The organism is Bacillus sp. B1-b2, assembly GCF_009183415.1.
GTDB lineage: Bacteria > Bacillota > Bacilli > Bacillales > Cytobacillaceae > Niallia.
In genome coordinates, this window is the sequence record NZ_WEHU01000005.1 from 128,435 (window position 1) to 149,740 (window position 21,306).

The 21,306-nt window shown below is 33.0% G+C and carries 22 protein-coding genes, 2 pseudogenes and 2 riboswitches; of the genes and pseudogenes, 17 read left to right on the forward strand and 7 right to left on the reverse strand.

Annotated elements, in window-relative coordinates:
• The first annotated feature begins 51 nt into the window (after positions 1-51).
• The 8 genes from F9279_RS06635 (at position 52) to F9279_RS06670 (ending at position 8,073) form a co-directional block, all read left to right on the forward strand.
• Positions 52-1,290, forward strand: coding sequence for a glycosyltransferase family 4 protein (locus F9279_RS06635; protein WP_152112007.1), 1,239 nt, complete (start codon positions 52-54; stop codon positions 1,288-1,290).
• A 182-nt stretch (positions 1,291-1,472) separates the two neighbouring features.
• Positions 1,473-2,750 carry a glycosyltransferase family 4 protein gene (locus tag F9279_RS06640; protein WP_319020749.1) on the forward strand — a complete coding sequence of 426 codons (1,278 nt, stop codon included), beginning with the start codon at positions 1,473-1,475 and terminating at the stop codon, positions 2,748-2,750.
• A complete protein-coding gene (locus F9279_RS06645; RefSeq protein ID WP_193224492.1) occupies positions 2,725-3,582 on the forward strand; it encodes a hypothetical protein in 858 nt (285 codons plus the stop codon). Before F9279_RS06640 ends, F9279_RS06645 begins: the two co-directional genes overlap by 26 nt.
• Before the next feature lie 203 nt (positions 3,583-3,785).
• Positions 3,786-4,706, forward strand: coding sequence for an NAD-dependent epimerase/dehydratase family protein (locus tag F9279_RS06650; protein ID WP_152112009.1), 921 nt, complete (start codon positions 3,786-3,788; stop codon positions 4,704-4,706).
• 154 nt (positions 4,707-4,860) lie between these two features.
• On the forward strand, positions 4,861-5,487 hold the full coding sequence (locus F9279_RS06655; protein ID WP_152112010.1) for a DUF1796 family putative cysteine peptidase: 627 nt from the start codon (positions 4,861-4,863) through the stop codon (positions 5,485-5,487).
• A gap of 39 nt (positions 5,488-5,526) precedes the next feature.
• Positions 5,527-6,174 (forward strand): DUF1796 family putative cysteine peptidase, encoded by a 648-nt coding sequence (locus tag F9279_RS06660; protein WP_152112011.1) that lies wholly within the window; start codon positions 5,527-5,529, stop codon positions 6,172-6,174.
• Positions 6,175-6,451: 277 nt separating this feature from the next.
• Positions 6,452-7,198: a glucose 1-dehydrogenase gene (locus tag F9279_RS06665; RefSeq protein WP_152112012.1), complete on the forward strand. Its 747-nt coding sequence runs from the start codon at positions 6,452-6,454 to the stop codon at positions 7,196-7,198.
• A gap of 104 nt (positions 7,199-7,302) precedes the next feature.
• Positions 7,303-8,073: a TerC family protein gene (locus F9279_RS06670; RefSeq protein ID WP_152112013.1), complete on the forward strand. Its 771-nt coding sequence runs from the start codon at positions 7,303-7,305 to the stop codon at positions 8,071-8,073.
• 37 nt (positions 8,074-8,110) lie between these two features.
• Here F9279_RS06670 and F9279_RS06675 read toward each other — a convergent pair whose 3' ends face one another.
• Both F9279_RS06675 and F9279_RS25095 read right to left on the reverse strand, forming a co-directional pair.
• Positions 8,111-8,647, reverse strand: a complete 537-nt coding sequence (locus F9279_RS06675) for a ribonuclease H-like YkuK family protein (RefSeq protein WP_152112014.1) — start codon at positions 8,645-8,647, stop codon at positions 8,111-8,113.
• Positions 8,644-8,784 carry a hypothetical protein gene (locus F9279_RS25095; protein ID WP_193224493.1) on the reverse strand — a complete coding sequence of 47 codons (141 nt, stop codon included), beginning with the start codon at positions 8,782-8,784 and terminating at the stop codon, positions 8,644-8,646. The genes F9279_RS06675 and F9279_RS25095 overlap by 4 nt, the downstream gene beginning before the upstream one ends.
• 130 nt (positions 8,785-8,914) lie before the next feature.
• On the opposite strand from F9279_RS25095, the gene F9279_RS06680 reads away from it, so the two are divergent.
• Positions 8,915-9,808 (forward strand): DUF4349 domain-containing protein, encoded by an 894-nt coding sequence (locus F9279_RS06680; protein WP_152112015.1) that lies wholly within the window; start codon positions 8,915-8,917, stop codon positions 9,806-9,808.
• Between the two features lie 60 nt (positions 9,809-9,868).
• Here F9279_RS06680 and F9279_RS06685 read toward each other — a convergent pair.
• Positions 9,869-11,223, reverse strand: a pseudogene (locus F9279_RS06685) (IS3 family transposase).
• 376 nt (positions 11,224-11,599) lie between these two features.
• Here F9279_RS06685 and F9279_RS06690 point away from each other — a divergent pair.
• Together F9279_RS06690 and F9279_RS06695 are read left to right on the forward strand one after the other, a co-directional pair.
• Positions 11,600-11,950: an ArsR/SmtB family transcription factor gene (locus F9279_RS06690; protein WP_152112016.1), complete on the forward strand. Its 351-nt coding sequence runs from the start codon at positions 11,600-11,602 to the stop codon at positions 11,948-11,950.
• A 26-nt stretch (positions 11,951-11,976) separates the two neighbouring features.
• A complete protein-coding gene (locus F9279_RS06695; protein WP_152112017.1) occupies positions 11,977-12,975 on the forward strand; it encodes an NADP-dependent oxidoreductase in 999 nt (332 codons plus the stop codon).
• Positions 12,976-13,251: 276 nt separating this feature from the next.
• On the opposite strand, the gene F9279_RS06700 is transcribed toward F9279_RS06695, so the two are convergent.
• Positions 13,252-13,554 (reverse strand): DUF5658 family protein, encoded by a 303-nt coding sequence (locus tag F9279_RS06700; protein ID WP_152112018.1) that lies wholly within the window; start codon positions 13,552-13,554, stop codon positions 13,252-13,254.
• A 204-nt stretch (positions 13,555-13,758) separates the two neighbouring features.
• Between F9279_RS06700 and F9279_RS06705 the strand changes: the two genes are divergently transcribed.
• Both F9279_RS06705 and F9279_RS06710 read left to right on the forward strand, forming a co-directional pair.
• Complete coding sequence (locus tag F9279_RS06705; RefSeq protein WP_152112019.1) at positions 13,759-14,715, forward strand: tyrosine-type recombinase/integrase; 957 nt, start codon at positions 13,759-13,761, stop codon at positions 14,713-14,715.
• Between the two features lie 98 nt (positions 14,716-14,813).
• Positions 14,814-15,254 (forward strand): CoxG family protein, encoded by a 441-nt coding sequence (locus tag F9279_RS06710; RefSeq protein WP_152112020.1) that lies wholly within the window; start codon positions 14,814-14,816, stop codon positions 15,252-15,254.
• An 83-nt stretch (positions 15,255-15,337) separates the two neighbouring features.
• Here the strand turns inward: F9279_RS06710 and ribE (F9279_RS06715) are convergent, their stop codons facing one another.
• The 3 genes and pseudogenes from ribE (F9279_RS06715) to ribE (F9279_RS06725) form a co-directional block, all read right to left on the reverse strand.
• Positions 15,338-15,820, reverse strand: a complete 483-nt coding sequence (gene ribE, locus F9279_RS06715) for a 6,7-dimethyl-8-ribityllumazine synthase (protein ID WP_152112021.1) — start codon at positions 15,818-15,820, stop codon at positions 15,338-15,340.
• A 21-nt stretch (positions 15,821-15,841) separates the two neighbouring features.
• A pseudogene (gene ribB / locus F9279_RS06720) lies at positions 15,842-16,441 on the reverse strand (3,4-dihydroxy-2-butanone-4-phosphate synthase); the annotation flags it as partial.
• A gap of 24 nt (positions 16,442-16,465) precedes the next feature.
• Positions 16,466-17,122, reverse strand: coding sequence for a riboflavin synthase (gene ribE, locus F9279_RS06725; RefSeq protein ID WP_152112023.1), 657 nt, complete (start codon positions 17,120-17,122; stop codon positions 16,466-16,468).
• A gap of 356 nt (positions 17,123-17,478) precedes the next feature.
• Positions 17,479-17,623, reverse strand: a riboswitch (FMN riboswitch).
• Between the two features lie 183 nt (positions 17,624-17,806).
• Positions 17,807-17,892: riboswitch (cyclic di-GMP riboswitch) on the forward strand.
• A 50-nt stretch (positions 17,893-17,942) separates the two neighbouring features.
• Here ribE (F9279_RS06725) and F9279_RS06730 point away from each other — a divergent pair.
• From F9279_RS06730 to F9279_RS06745, 4 genes are all read left to right on the forward strand, one after another.
• On the forward strand, positions 17,943-18,806 hold the full coding sequence (locus tag F9279_RS06730; protein WP_152112024.1) for an amidase: 864 nt from the start codon (positions 17,943-17,945) through the stop codon (positions 18,804-18,806).
• A 120-nt stretch (positions 18,807-18,926) separates the two neighbouring features.
• A complete protein-coding gene (locus F9279_RS06735; protein ID WP_152112025.1) occupies positions 18,927-19,697 on the forward strand; it encodes an MBL fold metallo-hydrolase in 771 nt (256 codons plus the stop codon).
• A gap of 105 nt (positions 19,698-19,802) precedes the next feature.
• Entirely contained in the window at positions 19,803-20,558 is a 756-nt protein-coding gene (locus F9279_RS06740; protein ID WP_152112026.1) for an exodeoxyribonuclease III, read from the forward strand.
• Positions 20,559-20,691: 133 nt separating this feature from the next.
• Positions 20,692-21,273, forward strand: a complete 582-nt coding sequence (locus F9279_RS06745; RefSeq protein ID WP_152112027.1) for a TetR/AcrR family transcriptional regulator — start codon at positions 20,692-20,694, stop codon at positions 21,271-21,273.
• Positions 21,274-21,306: the final 33 nt, after the last annotated feature.

Sequence of the window (21,306 nt, forward strand, 5' to 3'; positions counted from 1 at the left end):
ACTATTTGAAATAAGTATATAAAAGAGAAAAAAATAAGAGGAGTTGTGTATATGAAAATCCTACTTGCCACATTTTGGGTGGTCCCACATATTGGTGGCGTATGGAATTATATGAATCAATTAAAAAAACAGTTAGAGAAATTTGGACACGAAGTCGATTTACTCGGATATGGTGATAATCATAAATATGTATATTTTGTTTCAGAAGAAGTAAAGCTCCCAAAGGAAGATGTATTGGAAGAAACAAATAGACAAATAGACAAATTAGCTCTTGAAAAAAACTATTATGCTGATTCTGTTGTCAGATTCTGTGAGTCTCAAAGATTAGTTTTTGAAAAAAGTGTTTCTAAGTTAAACTTGAGTAAATATGATGTCATTCATACACAAGATGTCTATTCTAGCTCTGTTTTCGGAAGAGTAAAACCAAAAGAAACAACACTAATTGCCACTCTCCATGGCTCTGTGGCACATGAAATGAGAGATTATGTCATGAATGTACATGTTACGCCAACCTCTCCACTTGCTTGCACATTCTTTGACGAATTAGAGATACTTGGAGCTACATCTGCTTCTAAAACGATTGTAGCTAATAATTACTTAAAGGACGTCTTAATAAATGAGTTCCATGTCTCGCCAGAACAACTTCAAGTTATGCATTATGGCTATGATATTGAAACATTCTTAAATAAAATTAACCCTAATCAAAGGAATGTGACAAGATTAGATAATAAGAAAGTAATTATCTATACTGGTAGACTTGTCACCTTAAAAGGAATTCATCATCTTATTAATGCATTAAATATGCTACATGCTTCTCAAAAAGACTGGGTATGTTGGATTGTTGGGGAAGGGGAGAAACAAGCAGAATTAGAAAGACAAGTACAAGAAAATAATCTAGAAGATAGCATAAAATTTTTAGGAACAAGAGATGATATTCCACAGCTCCTATTTGAAGCAGATCTCTTTGTATTACCAAGCTTAATAGAAAATCAACCACTTTCATTAATTGAAGCACAAATTGTAGGGAAACCTATTATTGTTAGTGATGCTGGTGGAATACCTGAAATGGTGGAGCATGGAGTAACTGGTATCATTACAAAAGCAGGAAATGAAAAAGAACTTTGCAACAGTTTATATGCTTTGCTTGAAAATGAAGCATACAGTAAACAACTTGCTAATAATGCAAAAAAATGGGCTTTAGAACATTGGTCATTAGAGAATAGTGCAAGGAAAATGATGGAGATATATAATGAAGGAATTATTCAAAACAAGAGAACGAATAAGATATAGATGACAATGGTCTGAAGCTTATTTTAACTTTACCTAATGTCTACTAAAATATGACACGAAAATAATAGCAGTCTATATACTACTTATGTAAAGGTAGTAATACAAACAAATTCTTACGAGATGGTTTATAAGAAATAATCATGATAAGGGAGAAAATAAGATGATAAATGAGGGGTTAACAAATGTTAGGCGGAGATGAGAAAATGAAAATATTACTAGCAACCTATTGGGCCATTCCTCATGTAGGTGGAGTATGGCACTATATGGAGCAACAGAAGAAAAAGCTCGAATCCTTGGGACATGAGGTAGATATTCTGGGATTCAATGAAGATAATTCTGCTGTAAGTATTCTTAATAAAGGAATGGTATTAAAAAAGGAAAAGCTAATGCCCTTGCTTGAAGCAAAGTTATCAAAAGAATTATTTCCTGCCATTCATGCTAATACACTAGTCAAATATACTGAATTTCAAAGATATGTGTTTGAGCTTTCCGCTGCCTATTTTGGCTTAGAGCAATATGACGTCATTCATACACAAGATATTCTTTCAACTGCTAGTATTAAAAGAGTACTTCCCGAATCAACAGCTTTAGTAGCTACTCTTCATGGTTCAGTTGCTCATGAAATACGTCATCAAATAACCACATTGCATGATTCTAACAATTCATTTATGGCAAGAGCCTATTACGATGATTTAGAAAGAGTAGGTGCAAGTGCTGCAGATGAAACTATAGTTGCTAATAATTGGCTTAAAAACATATTGGTGAATGAGTTTCAAGCACAAGAAGAGAAGATTAAAGTATTGCATTATGGATTTGATACAGATAGTTTTCTAGAAAGAATGAAGCACAAAACAAAGTCCATTAAAATACCAAAAGATAAGAAAATCATTCTTTATACAGGGAGGTTAATTGACTTAAAAGGAATTTATCATCTTATTGATGCATTAGGCCAATTAAAAAAAGAGCGTAATGATTGGGTTTGTTGGATTGTTGGAGAAGGGGATCAACAAGCGGAGTTTGAAGAACAAGCAAAAAAACTTGACTTAGAAGATGATGTATATTTCTTTGGAGTACGAGATGATATTCCTTATTTAGTATCCATTTGCGATATATACGTATTTCCTAGTTTACTAGAAAATCAACCATTATCATTAGTGGAAGCACAAATTGCAGGAAAACCAACTTTGGTAAGTGATGCTGGTGGACTTCCTGAAATGGTTCATGACGGGGTAACAGGAATATTGTATCCTGCAGGTGATGTAGAGGCCATTTACAAACATTTAAATGAATTACTTACTAATGATAACTTACGAATATCATTAGGATATAATGCAAAAGAATGGGGAATGAAGCATTGGTCCTTATCAACAGGTGTAAATAATATTGTCGACGTATACAAGCGTGCTATTAGTAAGAGAAGAAAGGATTTTGAAGATGGATCCTTGGAAGAAGATTCTTAATGAAGTAGTCCCTATTATCGTTTCAGAAGGAATGAAACTAGGAAAACAGATATGGACATGGTCAAAAAATCAGAAAATAGAAAATCAATCCACAGTACAAAAAAAGCTAGAAGTAAAATTAGCAGAAGTAGTGAAGCTAGAAACTACTGATCTTCCACCTCTGCAAGAAGAAGCTCCTAAGAAAGTAAAAATTGAAAATAATATATGGGATAATATTTTAGAAAATTTAAAAGATAATTATAAAATACCCAATAAACGAACTACAGAAATATTTGAACCTATGAATATTGATACATTTTCATCTATCTTTATTAGTGAGCCAACAATGGATTCGGCTTCTACGTTTGTAGATCCATTATTTATGGAAACAATTCTTTCCTCTCTTCCATCTGACTACCAACTACCCAATGAACAAGCACTTCAATCCATTTATGAAATGAATGGTAATAACTATGATCATTTATTCTTAAATCCTCCACCTACCCCTAAAACATTTGTCGAGCAAGAAATTTGGGAAGAAGTAATGTCAAAGTTACCAAAGAATTATTTTCTACCGAATGATATTTTAGAAGATGTTTTTAAGGATATTTCAAGTGCGAAATATGATCAAATATTTCAAAATCCACCTGAGGCAAAGCATGTTTTTATTGACCCAGAATTAAGCAAATTAAATGCAAGTCTTCCAAATGAGTATAAATTACCAAATGATAAAACGATGGAACTAATAAAGAAAATTCAAAAAGAAACAGAAAATGAGCTTATAGCAGAGTCAACTTTCCATACTGCAGAGAGTTTGATTAATAACATATTTGACAAGACACTTGTTCAATAATCTCTAGTCCCATTATCTAAATCTTTGAACTCTTACAAGCTTAATCTATAAGAAACCCTTGTTATTAATATATATATCCCAATAGCAAGGGTTCATTTATCCCATTGTTAAATAGGCGATAAATCGTAGTCATATAGGTAGTCAACTTATACAAAAATAAAATCCTCTCATATTATATTAAAAAAGTATAGAGGAGATATAAAATGAAGATTTTTGTAACTGGAGGAGCAGGTTTTATAGGGTCACATTTGGTAGATGCTTTAGTAAAAGAGGGACATGAAGTTCATATAATAGATAATTTTATAAGTGGTAAAAAAGATTATATCAATCCACTTGCTATATTACATGAAGTAGATATTAGAAGTACAGCAGCAAAAAAGTTAATAATAGAAGAACAGCCTTCCATTCTTTATCATCTTGCAGCACAAGCAGATGTTTCTTTATCAATAGAAAATCCAACATATGATAGTGATGTGAATATAAATGGAACGATTAATTTACTAGAAGCTTGTAAAGAAGCAAAGGTTCATAAAATTATCTTTTCTTCCACATCTGCTGTATATGGAAATGTCAATAAACCAATTATTGAGGAGGCAGATTTGACTAACCCCTCCTCTTATTATGGCTTATCCAAATGTTCGGCGGAAAAATACATTCAATTATATCAGGAGCTATATGGTCTATCTTACTCCATTTTGCGTTATGGCAATGTATATGGACCACGACAAACACCAAAAGGAGAAGGTGGAGTTATAGCAGTATTCTTAGATAAATTAAAAACTAACACCCCCTTTAATATTCATGGAGACGGGGAGCAGAGTAGAGACTTTATATATGTAAAAGATGTTGTTTCTGCAAATATGGCTGCAGCTAAAACAAGTGATAGTGGTATTGTGAATATAAGTACAGGCAGAAACACTTCTATTAATGAACTGATAACTACCTTCAAAAGTCTCCACTCAGAAACCATTAAAACGAACCATACAGTAGCAAGAGTGGGAGATATCAAACATAGCTGTTTAAAAAATGAACAAGCAAATCTTCAGCTTAATTGGAATCCCCAATTTAACATCTTTTCTGGATTAAAGGAAACATACGACTATACAATAGCTAAAGTGGATTAACCTTTGATCAATATGTAACAATTAGTTAAACACCTTTTTTGGTTAGGTATAGATGTTTGCCTGCTCCAGATTGTAATAGTTTTCATTTAATATAGTAAGAAGTTTTACTTCTTACTATTTTCAATATACCAATATGTGAAATAAGGTGTTTAGTATGTATTTAAGCAGAATAAAAGGAGAATATGACGTAATATTTAGCTTAGGAAATAACTGCTTGCCAGCTATGAAACTAAGAGACAACCAATTAAGAACATATGCAGGTCCATTTGATTGGGTAGGTTCACCCGATTTAAGTAAGGTCATACATTTATTAGAAAATCACTTTGCTAACTTTTTAGATTTAAAAAATTTAAAAGGGATACAATATCTGTCAGATTACGATATGCTTGTATTCGATGAACAAAATGTCATTAGCTTTAATCATGACTTTAAAAGATCACGAAATAAATTGGACGACCTTCAAGAACTACCAGAAATAAAAGAAAAATACGATAGACGCATTGCCAGATTCTTAACCTTTCTTTCTAGCGCTAAACGTATTTTATTTATACGCACAGAAGGCACTTTAGAAGAGGTGATAAGGTTAGAAGAAGTGTTACGAAAAAACGTCAAGAATGACTTTCATCTACTAGTAGTCAATCACACAGAAGGAAATCAAATGACAGAATTATATTGGCCTTTAGAAAAAGTTACAGCCATAGAATTACCTAATGGAGAAATTTGGGAAGGAAATAATCATTATTGGAAATATATTTTAGATGGAATACACATTTCTAGTTAATAGAAGGACAAGTATTTCATCAAAAGAAGGTGGTATGTAATGAGTATATCTGAAATAAAAGGAAGCTATGACGCTATATTTAGTTTAGGTGATTTGTGTTTAGCAGGTATTCAGCTGAGAAAGTTAAATCTACGTCCTTTTGCAGGTCCACTAGATTGGATGTCTTCTCCCTCCCTTGTAAGTGTAAATAAACTTCTTGAAAATCGGTTTGAAGGATTTATGCTGAAAGAGAATTTACTAGCTACTGGCTACTCAACAGGTATTGATTCTATAGAAAAATACCTTGTAGTACATGATCAAGCATACGGTATTGTTTCTAGTCATGACTTTAAAGCAGATCAAAATACACTAGAAAATTTAATCACATATCCAGAAGTGAAAAGGAAATTAGATAGAAGATCAGAAAGATTGTTACATTACCTTGAAACAGGGAAGAAAATCTTATTTGTTCGGACAGAAGCTTCATTTGCTGATACGCTAAAATTAGAAGAAATATTAACTGATTTAGTAAAAAATGAGTTTCATATTTTAATCATAAATCATACAGATGTAGATACGATGAAAGAGAAAAATTGGCCAATTACTCATGTAAGTGTTGTTGAATTTCCAAAACATGATAAGTGGAACAATAATGATGACTTATGGAAAGAACTATTTAGTGAAGTGGAAATAGTGAGTGAAAATTAATCAAGAGAAAATTAAAGACTTTTCCTGTACTAAGAGAAGACAGCTTGTAGACAATCTCGAAAAAGAAATTCAGGAGGGAATAAGGTAGTATATTTAATAATCCCTTTGAATAGGAGTCTCACCCCTGGAACGTAGATCAGCTGCATAAAATTACTGTTAATCTCCCTAAATCACTTTTGTGAATAAGCTGACTTCTCTTGTACTTGGAGAAGTTTATTTTTGTTTTTCCCATCACTTCTAGATAAAATAAAGGTAAGAATTTGAGGGAGGATGTATAATGAGTTTTTTAAATAAGGTCGTAATTGTAACAGGAGCAAGTAATGGAATCGGTAAAAGCATAGCTGAAGCCTACATACAAAAAGGGGCAAAGGTAGTACTGGCAGATTTAGATATAGAAAATGGAACAAAGATAACTAAAAATGCATTACATCCAGAAAATATTTTGTTTGTTAAAACAAATGTAAAAGAAGAAGAGGATGTCATTCAATTAATCAAAAAAACAATCAATACTTTTGGTAAAATCGATATCCTCGTCAATAATGCAGGCATAAGTAATTTCAAATCATTTTATGAGCTTACTATAGATGAATGGGACAATGTTATTCATACTAATTTACGTAGTGTATTCCTTTGCTCAAGAGAAGCAGCTAGGGAAATGAGAAAGAATACAAGTGGTGGTTCTATTATCAATATGGCCTCTACAAGAGCATATATGTCAGAGCCACATACAGAAAGCTACAGTGCAAGTAAAGGTGGCATTATTGCACTTACACATTCTCTTGCGAATACACTTTCAACAGATAATATAACAGTAAATAGCATCTCTCCAGGATGGATAGAAACAAAAGACTATGACAGTTTGCGAGAAATAGATCATAACCAGCACTTATCTAACAGAGTAGGAAAACCAGAGGATGTAGCAAGAGCATGCTTATTTTTAACAAACGATGAAAATAACTTTATCACTGGAACAAATCTTACAATTGATGGAGGAATGACGGTTAAAATGATCTACGAAGAATAAGGAGGCAAATCTTTTAATATATGGGTAATTAGATTGAAATCTGAAATTCAGAGGAGTATAATAGCTTCCATATCAATACTTATTCACTATTGGAGGCTTTTTAATTGGACGTTCTACATCAAATATTACAAACCTACGCATCATTTTTTGATTGGGAAATGTGGGTGAAGGTGCTATCAGACCCTGTTTCTTGGGGATTAATTGGCTCACTAATTATATTAGAAGGATTATTATCTGCAGATAATGCCCTTGTTTTAGCAGTAATGGTCAAGAATTTACCACCAGATAAGCAAAAAAAAGCACTAACATACGGATTATTCGGGGCATATTTCTTCCGTTTTCTCTTTATAGGACTTGGTGTATACCTAATTAAATTTACATGGATTAAAGTAATAGGTGCTGCATATTTAGCTTGGATTGTTATTAAGCATTTCTGGTTAAATAAAGAGGAAGAAGAGAACACTTCAGTAAAGAAAACTGGATGGATGATTCGTGCTTTTGGTCTATTTTGGGCAACAGTTATTTCCGTAGAATTAATGGATTTAGCATTCTCCGTTGATAGTATCCTTGCTTCTCTAGCTGTTTCGGACGAAATTTGGATTCTTCTTATTGGAGGAATGTTAGGTATTCTTATGATGAGAACAGTAGCTAAAGTATTTTTAGTCCTTATTGACAAAGTTCCCGAATTGGAAAATACAGCATTTGTACTAATTGGAATTATCGCACTAAAAATGTTCGCTGGTATTTTTGGTTATGAGTTAAATCATTATGTATTTTTCGCCATTTTAATTATGGCTTTTATTATCACTTTTATTATTCACTTTATTAATAGAAATAAAAAGATGTCGGAAGAAATTGCTTCTACTAAAGAATAAACTTATGATTTTGCCTGTACTTTATTGGACAGGCTTTTTATTTTGTATATCTGTTCGCATAAGAGGAGGCTACAAAAGAATCTGGCTTTATTTTAGGCTCTATGCCTATTGATTCAATTCTTGTGACCATTTCTTTTACAAATTCTTTTGTTTTATTCCTACTTCCTGCACCTATATCAATATGCCCCTCCATCGTAAAGGTTGCTCCCTGATAAATGTTTGGTAAAACTACATCGATTAATCTATTTTTTCTCTCGTCCGTCAATAAGCTTACAATTTCCTCAGTAAGAGTGGTTTCATAGGAAATCTTCTCATGCAGCTGAAGGATCTTTCTAGGCACAATCTCTTTTCTAATACATGCCCAAACTCCTTTTCCTTTTTGTTGGATCACTATCCCAGTAATAAAAGTAGTTTGTCTTGCATGTACTTGAGAATCAGTCCCAATCATCAGTTGGAAATTTCCTCTAGGATTTTTTTGCATAAAAGAAAGGATTCGCTGAAAAACAATATCAAAGGTCATGTTTTTTTCTTGAAGATTTTGAAACGTAAGTTCTCTCTTCCAATCCATCTTCATTGTTTCCCTCCATATGCCAATGTATGCTTCTTTATCATTGTATGATGGTGTTCTTGATTTATCACCAGTATTCTAGTGAAGTAAAGATTCACTATTAGAGATTGCTTTTTCTCATTAGCAGGAGATTTCTGTAACATGGAAATAGATAAGCCGCATTCTTAGCAAAAAAACAATAAAAAGTAGTAATTAATTTGTAATAGAATTGAAACTTATCTGCAAACTTTTCGTCTAAGCAAGAAAGAGAGCTAAATAAGGAGTGATACTAACGTGAAAAGCAAGAAATTTATATGGCCATTTATTTTTAGCATGCTATTAATCGTTACAGGGTGCAGTGCTGGTCAAGGTAATCAAAGTAGTGAATCTACTACAGAGATGGCTGTGCAAGATTTAAAACAAGGAGATACTTCTACTGCCAATACAGGAGAGTCAGAGGAATTGGAAGAGAGCAGTGAGACGGATGATATAAGTAATGGCCAATCAGAGCGTTTGGTTATTTATAATGCCTCACTCTCTATGGAGGTGAAAAACTACGAGAAGATAGAAGGGGAAATTGAAAAGAAAGTGGACAGTGCAGGAGGATATGTTGTAAATTCCTCTATCTATAATGAAGGAGAAAATTTTATTAATGGCAACATCACCGTAAAAATCCCTCAAGAGCAGTTTCAAGCATTTATTGACAATGTAGAGAAGTTAGGAGTAAAACTTCTAGATAAAAGTATTAATGGTAATGATGTAACAGAGGAATACGTCGATTTAGAATCACGATTAAAGGCAAAAAATGCAGTAGAAACAAGATTACTAACCTTATTGGATCAAGCAGAGAAAACAGAGGATTTATTAAAAATTTCGGCAGATTTAGCAACCGTTCAAGAAGAAAAAGAACAAATACTTGGAAGGATGAATTATTTAAAAAATAATATTGATTACTCTACAGTCACTATTAACCTACAAGAAGAATTAGTAGCAGTTGGAAGCATAGATAAACAGGAATCATTTGATACATGGGAAAAAGCAAAAGGACTTTTCATTACTACAATTAATAGCATCTTAGCTTTTTTCTCCAGCTCCATCGTATTTATCATTGGATTGTCTCCTGTATTAATTCCTCTTGTTATTGTATTTTTAGCATGGTTTTTAATCAGAAGAAGAAGAAAAGAATAATAAAAGCAGTTGAAAGAGTGAAACTGAAGTGACCCCTAAAAGTTAGACACGGTTATTTCATCAGGCAACTTGCTCAAAATGAGTTCGGTATTGTACTGGACTCATTTTGAGTTTTGCCTTTATCCGTTTGGAATTATAATATTCCATATATTTTTTAAGTTCTTGTTTAAAATGCTCTACATTTTTGAATTCCTTATAGTAAAGGAATTCTGATTTCATAATCCCAAAGAAATTCTCCATCACTGAATTATCGTAACAGTTTCCCTTACGAGACATACTTTGTTTAATTCCTCTTTTTTGAAGGACATGACGATATTGTTTCATCTGATAATGCCAACCTTGATCTGAATGCATCAGTAGTTTATGTTCTTCTGGTAAGCGTTCAAGGGCTTTCTCTAACATCTCCGAAACAAGTGAATATATTGGTCTAGAGCCTATTGTATAAGTGATAATTTCTCCGTTAAATAAATCTAATACAGGTGATAAATAAAGCTTCTCGCCAAATAATTTAAACTCCGTAATATCCGTTACCCACTTCTGATTTGGTGCATCGGCTGTAAATTGACGATCTAAATGATTTGGTGCAATTTTCCCAACAGTACCTTTATAAGATTTATATTTTTTCATCCGTACTAAACATTTTAAGCCAAGTTCTTTCATGATACGTTAAACCTTTTTGTGATTCACTTTTTGCCCACGATTCGTTAGCTCATCACGTATACGGCGGTAACCGTAACGACCTTCATGTTCCTCATAAATAGCCTTTATTTCAGCTTTTAAGTCACTATTTGAATCTGGTCGATTCAATCTCTTTACTAAATCATAATATGTGCTACGTGGAATATCAGCTAGCCTTACGAGTTCCTTCACCGAGTATTTATGCCTTAATTCGTAGACTACTAGTGCTTTGTCTTTTTTGGTGATTTTTCCTTGTTTTGAACTAAGGCATTCAACTTTTTTAGATACTCATTTTCCATTTCTAGTTGTTTAATACGCGCTTCAAGTGCTTCTACAGATCCTTTAGCCGGTGCTTGTTTAGGTTGTTTAATAGGTTTCTTTTTCACGGATGGACGCCCCTTTTGTTTCGGTTCTAGGGCTTCTATACCGCCAACTTCCATTTTTCTCTGCCAATCATACACCATTGTATAACTAGAGATTTTAAAGAGAGCTGCAGTATCCATTAGTGTCGCACCAGATTGAACCATATAGTTTAGTACATCTAGTTTAAAACTAACAGAACAGTTTGTATAGGAATTTTTAAGACCTTCTTCTCCATGTAATTCATATAACTTTAACCAATATTGGAATTGTGCTCTAGTTATACCAATTTGTTTTACATATTCTTTTTGAGAAATTACTTTCGGGTTATAGCCTTGAATAATATTTAATTTCAAATCACTTGTATATTTAGTCATATAAAAAACTGCACCTCCAATTGCTAGACAAGTGTCTAACAATTGGGGTGCAGTTCAAACTTACTCTTTCAACTGCTTTTTTTGTTTTTCTATATTGATATCATTCTTCTTTTTAGAGGAACTCTAGGTTATCTAGCTAGCATTTATTTTCTTTAACGGATCAATTGGATTACTAAAGTTACTTTAATTCTTAGAAAAATCATCAAATATTTTTAAGTTACTGAACATTAAAAAGTATAATGCTTCCCCTCTAAAATGTATCCGTCTCGATTTTCTTTCTCAATATTGCACGTAACTTTTCAATAGTATATTGTTGTATTCAGCTATATGGTTCATCAACTTAAACCATTAAACTGATTATTGGAGGCTAGACTGAATGAATAAACAGGAACAATTAAATATAATCAAAGAAGATTTTATTAATTGTCAGAAAGTATTATTGGCAATTGGTGATGAAACTCGCCAATCGATCTTGTTAGTTCTAATGGGGACGGATTGTCAAACAGGATTACGCGTGGGTAAAATCACAGAACAAACACATCTTTCTCGACCTGCTGTGTCCCATCATCTTAAGGTTCTACGAGATGCTGGAGTTATTTTAATGCGTAAAGAGGGAACAAAAAACTTTTATTATATTAATTTACGTACAGAATTAGGTTTATTAAGAACACTTGTGTTAGATATTGATAAGTTCATGCAGAACTTTTATAGAAATGATGAAATTTAAACACACATTATTTGGAGGAATAGAATATGAGAGCAATGGTTATTGATAGGTATGGTAAAGTTCCAATGCGTATAGCAGAAATGCCCACACCTGAAATTGGTGAATATGAGGTACTCGCAGAAATTCATGCAGCTAGTATTAATCCTATTGATTTTAAGATACGCGATGGGAAAGTGAAATTGTTAGTTAAGTATAAAATGCCTCTTATCTTAGGGAATGACTTTTCAGGTGTCGTTACAAAGATTGGCGCAAAAGTAACTCGTTTTAATGTTGGTGACGAAATATATGCACGTCCACGTAAGAGCAAAATAGGTACTTTTGCTGAATATATCGCAATACATGAAGAGGACATCGCCTTAAAACCCAAAAATTTAAGCTTTGAAGAAGCAGCATCGATCCCGTTGGTTGGGTTAACCTCCTATCAAGCACTATATGATATTTTGCAATTGCAAAAGGGGCAAAAGATTTTAATTCACGCTGGTGCTGGTGGTGTCGGCACCTTTGCTATACAACTAGCCAAATTAATGGGTGCCACCGTTACAACGACTGCAAGTGATGCTGGTTCAAATTTAGTGAAATCTCTTGGTACAGATGAAATTATTAATTACAAGACAGAAAAATTTGAAGAGATACTGAAAAACTATGATGCTGTATTCGATACACTTGGTGGCGAGACACTCGAAAAATCATTTGAAGTGATAAAAAGCGGAGGAAAAATTGTTTCTGTTTCGGGATTACCAAATGCTCGTTTTGGTAAAGAATATGGTTCCGGATTTTTTAAAACGTTGTTGTTTTCTATAGCAAGTAATAAACTTACTGCGTTTGAAAAAAAGCATAATGTTCCATATACGTTTTTGTTTATGAAACCAAGTGGAGAGCAATTACGTATAATCGCAAACTTTATTGAGACTGGTAAAATCAAACCTATAATTGATAAAGTTTTTCCTTTTGAAGAAGCTCAAAAAGCGATGGATTATGCGGAAACAGGAAGGGCAAAAGGCAAAATAATAGTAAAAATCAGATAGTTGATAATATAGAAAAAAATTTTCGTAACATTCCTTTTTTTAATGATTCTATCAAAGTCACTCCGTTTTAATCGATCATTATTTAAAAGATACACATGTCTTAATAGAACAGGCACTTTCACGAAGTAACCAAAGCCTAAATTCTCACTTATAGTATGGGAATTTAGGCTTTTTAATTTTTGCTTACCTTAACGTTGTAACTCCGAATTTTCCATACGATACATCCATTAATAAAAAATGATAATTCAGTAAATACCATAATAAGATTATGGTAAACTAGATTGATACAAACACAGTTAGCCAACTAATATGGATAAAAAATACAGCAGTATACAAACAGAGTGGGACAGATAGAATAAATTTCCAAACATGAGTATGTTTGGTACTAAATGAATAGGCTAAATATAGAAGAAGTAATGACAGTATTGTTTTACTAATCAGAAAATAACTTGGAGAGGTAGTCCACATAAAATGCATAAGAGGATTAGCTTCTGTGATTAACTGAAGTCTCAAACCTATGTATGTAAAAATGCCATCAAATAAATTCAGCACACTTAAAAGAATAAATATAATTTTCAATTAGTCACCCCCACACATTACCATTATTATTACTAATTATCCCAATTTTACCTTCTAAAACAAATAGGTAATAACACACAAATGATATTTTCGTTCTAACGTAGGACTTCTGTCTGCATTACCGCGCATAATATCTCTTATGTGCGGTTTTTATCGATCTATAGTATACTAATAGTACATATTAATAGATTGGTGGATACATAAATGATAACCAAAGAACGACTATTTTCATGGTACGAGGAAGAGCTGACGATATTCCAAACCGAAATGGATAATAAGGACTATAGTAGATTTACTATTGATAACTATTTAAGAGACATATACTTTTTCTTGGAATACATAACACGTAAAAACGAAACAAGAGTAGATTTAAATGATGTAAAGAAAATTCAACTGACCATGTTTATGAATGAGCTAAAAACGAAAAGATCGAATGCATCAACTACTAGAAATCGACGGTTAACGGCTGTAAGATCCTTTTTTAAATGTTTAGTAGATTATGAGCTAGTTGCTAAAAACCCTGCCATTGATTTGGAAAGTGCGAAGGAACAGAAAGGGAAATTACCTAGTTATTTAGAGAAAGAAGAGTTAAAGTCGTTTTTTAGCATGATCGAAAAGGTCTCACAAAAACAGCATCAGAGAAGAAACAAGGTTATTCTCGGATTAATGGCTTTTGCTGGATTACGGGTTATGGAAATTCACGCTTTAAATCTTACCTCTATTCATACACAGCAAAAAGGAATATACGTGATTGGAAAAGGAAATAAAGCCCGTTATATTCCTCTACCTAGCAAGCTAATCAATGAAATACATTTATATATAAAGGAAGATAGAATTTTACCAATGAAGGGACAGGAAGATGCAATTTTCATTTCACGAAGAGGAAAAAGGATTTCAAGAAGGAGAATTCAAGAGATTACAGAGAGAATTTGTAGCCAAGTAGACGAAGAATATCCTCATTTACAATGGAAAGCAAAGGGGATTTCAAGTCATAAACTAAGACATACTTTTGCTACACATCTTGTACGGGATGGCCGTGATATACGTACTGTTCAAGAATTATTAGGGCATACGAATTTAAATACAACCCAAAAGTATACCCATGTATCAGACGCGCAAAAAGAAAAAGCGATGGATATGGAATTATCTGATTATTTATGATAACCATAATATTATTATGTAAACTAGAATAGATCATAACAGCTCCATTATTAGAATAGGATAAGAAATAGAGTATATAAATAAGGGAAGTGTGAGGAATGCCAAGTAAAAAGCATGCTGTTAACGTTTCTGCTAATATAAATACTGTATGGAATTTTATCCGACTTATGAATAATTGGGCTCCTTTAGTACCTGGATATGTTAGTCATGAAATAATAAATGAAAAAGTTTCTACTTGGGAATTTAAACTTGATTACGGTTTTATAAAGAAAAGGGTTGAATTAGAAGTGATTTTTCAGGGATGGGAAGAGAATTCCATGCTTAGCTTTTCCTTGCTAGGCCTTAATGAGCGTTTTAAGGGAGAAGGCTACTTTAAGGTTAAAAAATTGAATCCTAATAAAACTAGGATGATTGGATATTTAGAAATACATTCTACTGGTACGTTCCCATCGATGACAAATAGTCTTATTCAGCCGAAATTAGAAGAGCTAACAGAAGAATTAACAGTAGCAGTATGTAAGGAAATTAATAGTTTATAATAATATTATTATGTAAACTAAGAATAAACAAAAAAGATCGAGAAAAGGGGGAAACCTAATTCTTTCCCCTTTCTCGATCTATATTAGTTTTGAATCACCTTATTTAATTCTCTATATAGATTACCCATTTCAATCGCATTAACCGCAGCTTCCCAGCCTTTATTTCCAGCTTTTGTGCCAGCTCTTTCTATGGCTTGTTCTATATTTTCTGTCGTAATAACACCAAAAATAACTGGTGTTTCTTTATCTAAAGAGACATTAGCAACTCCTTTGGCTACTTCATTACTAACAAAGTCAAAGTGGGGAGTAGCACCGCGAATAACAGCACCTAATGTAATAATAGCATCAAACTTGTTTGTGCTAGCTAATTTCTTTGCTGCTAAAGGGATTTCATATACCCCTGGTACCCAAAGGATGGAGATATCACTTTCGTTTACACCATGTCTTTTTAGTGCATCTTCTGCCCCATCTAGCAAGCGATTTGTTATAAATTCATTAAACCTTGCCACAACAATTCCAATTTTTAATTCTGTACCAATTAAATTACCCTCAAATACTTGTTTCATTTTTTTCTCCACCTTTTATCTTTTTTCTTTTTGATATTGAATTAAGTCTTTAATTGTGATCATTTTCATTTGGAATTTATCTGCTATTTTTCTTAAATCGTTTACTCTTGCCATGGTGCCATCGTCGTTTAAAATCTCACAAATAACACTAACTGGCTGCTCTCCAGCTAGTATAGCTAAATCTACCGCAGCTTCTGTATGTCCGTTTCTCGTTAAAACTCCACCTTCTTTTGCAATTAAAGGAAAAATATGTCCTGGGCGTGTGAAATCACTAGACACAGCATTTTCCTCGAGCATACTCATGATAGTTAAGGAACGTTCATGTGCACTTATACCTGTAGAAGTATCTTTATGGTCAATACTTACTGTAAAGGCGGTGCTTCTTGGGTCACTACTATTTGTTACCATGAAAGGTAGGTCTAGTTTATTTGCAAGTTTTTCATTTATAGGAACACAAATCAGACCACGGCCTTCTCTAGCCATAAAATGGATCATTTCAGGAGTTGCATGTGCTGCTAACCCGATAAAATCCCCCTCATTTTCTCGATCTTCATCATCACATACAATGATAAGCTTGCCATTTTTTAAATCTGTGACTGCTTCTTCAATGGAACTAAACATATATTTATTCCTTTCTATAAGGACTTAATAAAATCCGTTTTCTTTCAAAAAGCTTGTAGTAACTCTACTTGTCGGTTTCTCTATTGAATCTGAATTGCGACTAATATGAGCTTGAAAAAACTTTGCTAAAAGATCAAACTCTAGATTCACTTTGTCACCTATTATTTTATTGCCTACAATGCTTACCTTAGCTGTGTGAGGAATAAGGGATACTACAATGGATGTATCTGTTGTGTTAAAAATAGTAAGACTTGTTCCATCTATCGTGATTGATCCTTTTTCCATTGTTAAATGAAGATATTCCTTTGGAATTTTAACCTCCAATAAGGTACTATTCTCTTTTTGTTGCTGAGAAAGAATGCTTCCAATACAATCAATATGGCCTGAAACAAAATGTCCGCCAAAACGACCATTTGCATGCATAGCTCGCTCTAAGTTAACAATCATTCCATCTTTCAGCTCTCGAAGTGTTGTATCATGAAATGTTTCTGGCATCACATCCATTGTAAAAAGGCTCTTTGTCATGGAAGTAACCGTCAAGCAAACACCATTAACAGCAATACTATCGCCAATATGCATATCTTCTAGTATCAATTGTGCTTGAACAGTAAGAGACAAAGTTTGACCATGTTTATTTATCTTTTTAACTGTACCGAGCTCTTCAACTAAACCAGTAAACACTATGTAACCTCCTTTCCAACAGTTAAATAGTCCTTAGGGTAGGATCATTAATGTATGGAAAATATATAAACTTTTCTAGAAAAATACACAAATAAACCCCGCATAGGAACTATACGGGGTTTTAGAAAACGACAAATAAGAGTATAATTTCGGCACATTTTTCCCAGATAAAAGGATATAGCAAAGAAGAGTCTTATTTTAAAGAAAATTAAACAAGCCTATTAGGTTCAAACACTGTCTAAAGAAAAATAGGTAGCATAAACCAGTTAATCAAATAGGTCATTCTTCTATAGCTATTGTTTTTAAAAAAAATGTCCATTATATACATACTTAAATAAAGTCATATAATATGACTTTTTTGCCTTCTCCCATCCAGACTATACTGTCGGCTTTGGTTTCTCACCAAATCCACCGCTTTACATTCGTAAACCGGGTCACGGGCTTAGAGTATTTCTACTCATCACCGCCGGTTGGGAATTTCACCCTACCCCGAAGGCGATCATCAAGTGATCATTACTATTTAATTACTGCTATCTTACACTGATTTAAGTTAGCAAGCAACTATTTTATACTAAAAGAGTAAGAATTAGGTGTTTTAAATGGAAGATAATACTAGCATAATACGCGACTTTTCTACTAGTATATTAGAACTGCATAAGCTATAATCAAGTTAAATAAAAATTAACTGAAAAAAGGCAAACTTGTTGAAAAGCAAGGACGCAAAGCTATGGACCTAAACGTATTCTACGTATGGTTGCCAAGTTGCCAGTTCACCCTTTTAGAGGAGTGATTGGGCTTTTTCTGAAAGGAAAGATTTATCATGAAAAAATTTTTAATAGCAACTATTTTACTATTCTCACTATTACCTTCTATGAACATACAAGCAGCAACACTTCAAACACAATCTACCTGGATATGGAACCCGTGGTCTCTTTATAAAGAGGAAACAAAAATCATCCAATTTCTTCAAAATAATAATGTCCAAAATGTTTATTTACAGATTGATGCAGATATTCCTAACTCGATTTATCAACAATTTATAACTAATGCTAGAAAAAGTAATATAGAAGTACATGCACTAGATGGCTCAGCTGATTGGATTTATACAAATGAAAATAATAAAATGGGAACATTTTTTAAATGGTTGACAAACTATCAGAATAGCAGTAATGTGGATCAACGTTTTTCTGGTGTTCATCTTGATGTAGAACCCTATTTACTGAGTGGATGGAGCACCGATCTAAATAATACCGTTCTAGCATATCAAGAAACCATTAAAACAAGTGTTGCCAAAAGTAAAAAGCTAGGCCTTCCAATTGGTTTAGATATGCCATTTTGGTTTAATACAATCACTTTCAATAACAAATTTGGAACAAGTAATTTAGCAAAATGGGCTATTAACCAGGCTAATTATACAACTATAATGGCTTATCGAAACACTGCAACTGGTGCAAATGGAATTAATGTATTAGTAAAAGAAGAAGTTCAATATGCAAAAAATGCAAAGAAACCAATTCAAATTGCAGTTGAAACGGGAGAATCAGCCGAAGGAGCAAATATTAGTTTCTACGGAAAGTCACTTTCTTACATGAATCAGGAATTAAATAAAGTACGCAATCATTATGTAAATGATGATGTAAGTATTTCTATTCATTATATTGAAACTTGGATGTCATTAAAGTAAGAAATAGGACAAAAGCGCCAGTCTATTAATTAGGCTGGTTCTTTTTTTGTAAATAGTTCTAAAATAGACATCTTAAACGATTATTTGGTCACAATAATCATAAAAGGATGTGTAAAGAACATGCAAATCGGAGAAAATGTGATTGGTTTTCGTACTTTCATTGCTAATATAGCCTACATATCAGGCTTAGGAGAAGATAAAAGTGATTGGGTATTAGTGGATACAGGGATACCTTTTAGTTCTTCTCTTGTTTTAAATAATACACAAAAGTTATTTGGTTCTAAAAAGCCATTAGCCATTATTTTAACACATGCACATTTTGATCATATTGGTGCTTTAGAAACATTAATTAAATTATGGAATGTACCCATTTATTTGCATGAACAAGAAGTACCATATTTATTAGGAGAGAAACGATATCCAGCTGCAAGGCCCTTTGAAGTAAAGGGGATTATGTCTTTTCTTTCACCATTCTATCCTAGAGATGGAATTGACCTAAAACCTAAAATTGTTTCCTTATCTTCTAAGACAACTATACCTTTTTTGAAAGGATGGAAATGGATTCACACACCTGGACATACATGCGGACATATTTCTTTATTTAGAGAAGAAGATGGTCTATTGCTTGCTGGAGATGCACTAACTACAGTAAAGCAAGAGTCTTTATTTTCTGTCATAACGCAAAAAAAGGAAATCCACAGCCCACCTGCATACTTTACACCTGATAGAGCAACAGCGCTCAAGTCAATAGAGAAATTGATCAAGTTAAACCCTAAAATTCTTTACACAGGTCATGGTAAGCCGCTGTACGGAAATAGTATTGTGAGTGGAATGGAGAAAATAATAAAAAGAGCTGATAAAGAAGCTCCAAACGTAAATCTGCAAACATAATTTGTGTAGGCTATCTTCCAAGTTTCCAAGTACTTTTCCTTTGATAGAAGCTCATTTCATGATAATCTAGTATATTAGTAATGAGATATGTGAAGGAGAACTACTATGAAATTAGTAACATGGAATGTTAATGGAATTCGCGCTTGTGTGAAAAAAGGATTTTTAGAATTTTTCCAAGAGACAAATGCAGATATTTTTTGCCTTCAAGAAACAAAGCTTCAAGAAGGTCAAATACAGTTAGAATTAGAAGGGTATCATCAATTTTGGAATTATGCAGAAAGAAAAGGGTATTCTGGCACAGCTGTCTTTACGAAAAACGAACCACTATCTGTTCGCTATGGGATAGGAGAGGATTTTGAAGAGTTGGAAGGACGTGCTATTACACTTGAATTCGAAGATTTTTTTCTACTAAATGTGTATACGCCGAATTCTAAAAGAGATTTAAGTCGCTTAGCTTATCGTTTAGAATGGGAAAAGCAATTACAAGAGTATATGAAATCTCTAGAGAGTATAAAACCCGTGATATACTGTGGTGATTTAAATGTTGCTCATAAGGAAATCGACCTAAAAAACCCTAAAACCAATATTGGAAATTCTGGGTTTACAGTAGAAGAAAGAGCAGAGATGACAAATCTATTAAATGTAGGATATGTAGATAGTTTCCGTTATCTGTATCCTGATAGAACAGATGTCTATACGTGGTGGTCTTATATGGCCAAAGTTAGAGAAAGAAATATTGGTTGGAGAATCGATTACTTTATCGTTTCTACTCAATTAGAAAACCAAATAGAAGATGTAACGATTCACTGTGATACGTTAGGCAGTGATCATTGTCCTGTCGAACTTACCATTAAACTATAATGAAGGAATCAAAAAGTGGTTTCATTAAACTGGAACCACTTTATTGTCGAAAATTATGGAAAACACTTCCTTTATTCATTTACTATCAAATGGTATACTTATTATTAACCAGTGGTCAATTAAAGGAGTTATCATGTCAGCACGTAAAAATAAGTCAAGTGAACTAACAAGAGAACTAATTATTCAAAAGGCACGTGCTCTTTTTGTAGTAAAAGGGTATCAACATGTTTCCATGCGTAGTATTGCAGCACAACTTGAGTGTAGTCATGGAGCTATTTATTACCATTTCAACAATAAAGCAGAGTTATTTTATGCCATAGTAGAGGAAGATTTCTCTAAATTAAATAATCTATTAGAAAAAACCATACAAGGTCCTGAAGATCATTCTATAAAGCTTTATCAAGTGCTGTATCGCTTTATAGAATTTGGTTTAAATCATCAAAGTCAATATGAAATGATGTTTTTAGTTAAAAACGAGGAAGTAGATAGTCTTTCACAAAGTGCTGCAAATACGAGTTATGATAAATTTGCACAGACTTTGAGTGTACTTTCTGATAATAAGCTAGAATACAAGGATATATATTCTGCATTTCTTGCTCTTCATGGCTTTGTTTGCCATTATCGGGGATATGTAGATGGGATAGAAGAAGCCCAATCTGCTGCCAAAGCACATGTTCAATTTATATTAAAAGGATTATTTGGGAAAGCGCTCTAAATCATTAGAATAGATTTAGAGCTTTTTAAAACA

Bases quoted from the DNA above. Each gene is read 5' to 3' on its own strand.
- F9279_RS06705 (WP_152112019.1), top strand. From the start codon at position 13,759: ATGATAACCAAAGAACGACTATTTTCATGGTACGAGGAAGAGCTGACG.
- F9279_RS06640 (WP_319020749.1), top strand. From the start codon at position 1,473: ATGTTAGGCGGAGATGAGAAAATGAAAATATTACTAGCAACCTATTGG.
- F9279_RS06650 (WP_152112009.1), top strand. From the start codon at position 3,786: ATGAAGATTTTTGTAACTGGAGGAGCAGGTTTTATAGGGTCACATTTG.
- ribE (WP_152112021.1), bottom strand. From the start codon at position 15,820: ATGAAACAAGTATTTGAGGGTAATTTAATTGGTACAGAATTAAAAATT.
- F9279_RS06735 (WP_152112025.1), top strand. From the start codon at position 18,927: ATGCAAATCGGAGAAAATGTGATTGGTTTTCGTACTTTCATTGCTAAT.
- F9279_RS06665 (WP_152112012.1), top strand. From the start codon at position 6,452: ATGAGTTTTTTAAATAAGGTCGTAATTGTAACAGGAGCAAGTAATGGA.
- F9279_RS06695 (WP_152112017.1), top strand. From the start codon at position 11,977: ATGAGAGCAATGGTTATTGATAGGTATGGTAAAGTTCCAATGCGTATA.
- F9279_RS06710 (WP_152112020.1), top strand. From the start codon at position 14,814: ATGCCAAGTAAAAAGCATGCTGTTAACGTTTCTGCTAATATAAATACT.
- F9279_RS06660 (WP_152112011.1), top strand. From the start codon at position 5,527: ATGAGTATATCTGAAATAAAAGGAAGCTATGACGCTATATTTAGTTTA.
- F9279_RS06745 (WP_152112027.1), top strand. From the start codon at position 20,692: ATGTCAGCACGTAAAAATAAGTCAAGTGAACTAACAAGAGAACTAATT.
- F9279_RS06740 (WP_152112026.1), top strand. From the start codon at position 19,803: ATGAAATTAGTAACATGGAATGTTAATGGAATTCGCGCTTGTGTGAAA.
- F9279_RS06675 (WP_152112014.1), bottom strand. From the start codon at position 8,647: ATGAAGATGGATTGGAAGAGAGAACTTACGTTTCAAAATCTTCAAGAA.
- F9279_RS06730 (WP_152112024.1), top strand. From the start codon at position 17,943: ATGAAAAAATTTTTAATAGCAACTATTTTACTATTCTCACTATTACCT.
- F9279_RS06690 (WP_152112016.1), top strand. From the start codon at position 11,600: ATGAATAAACAGGAACAATTAAATATAATCAAAGAAGATTTTATTAAT.
- F9279_RS06645 (WP_193224492.1), top strand. From the start codon at position 2,725: ATGGATCCTTGGAAGAAGATTCTTAATGAAGTAGTCCCTATTATCGTT.
- F9279_RS25095 (WP_193224493.1), bottom strand. From the start codon at position 8,784: ATGTTACAGAAATCTCCTGCTAATGAGAAAAAGCAATCTCTAATAGTG.
- F9279_RS06655 (WP_152112010.1), top strand. From the start codon at position 4,861: ATGTATTTAAGCAGAATAAAAGGAGAATATGACGTAATATTTAGCTTA.
- F9279_RS06635 (WP_152112007.1), top strand. From the start codon at position 52: ATGAAAATCCTACTTGCCACATTTTGGGTGGTCCCACATATTGGTGGC.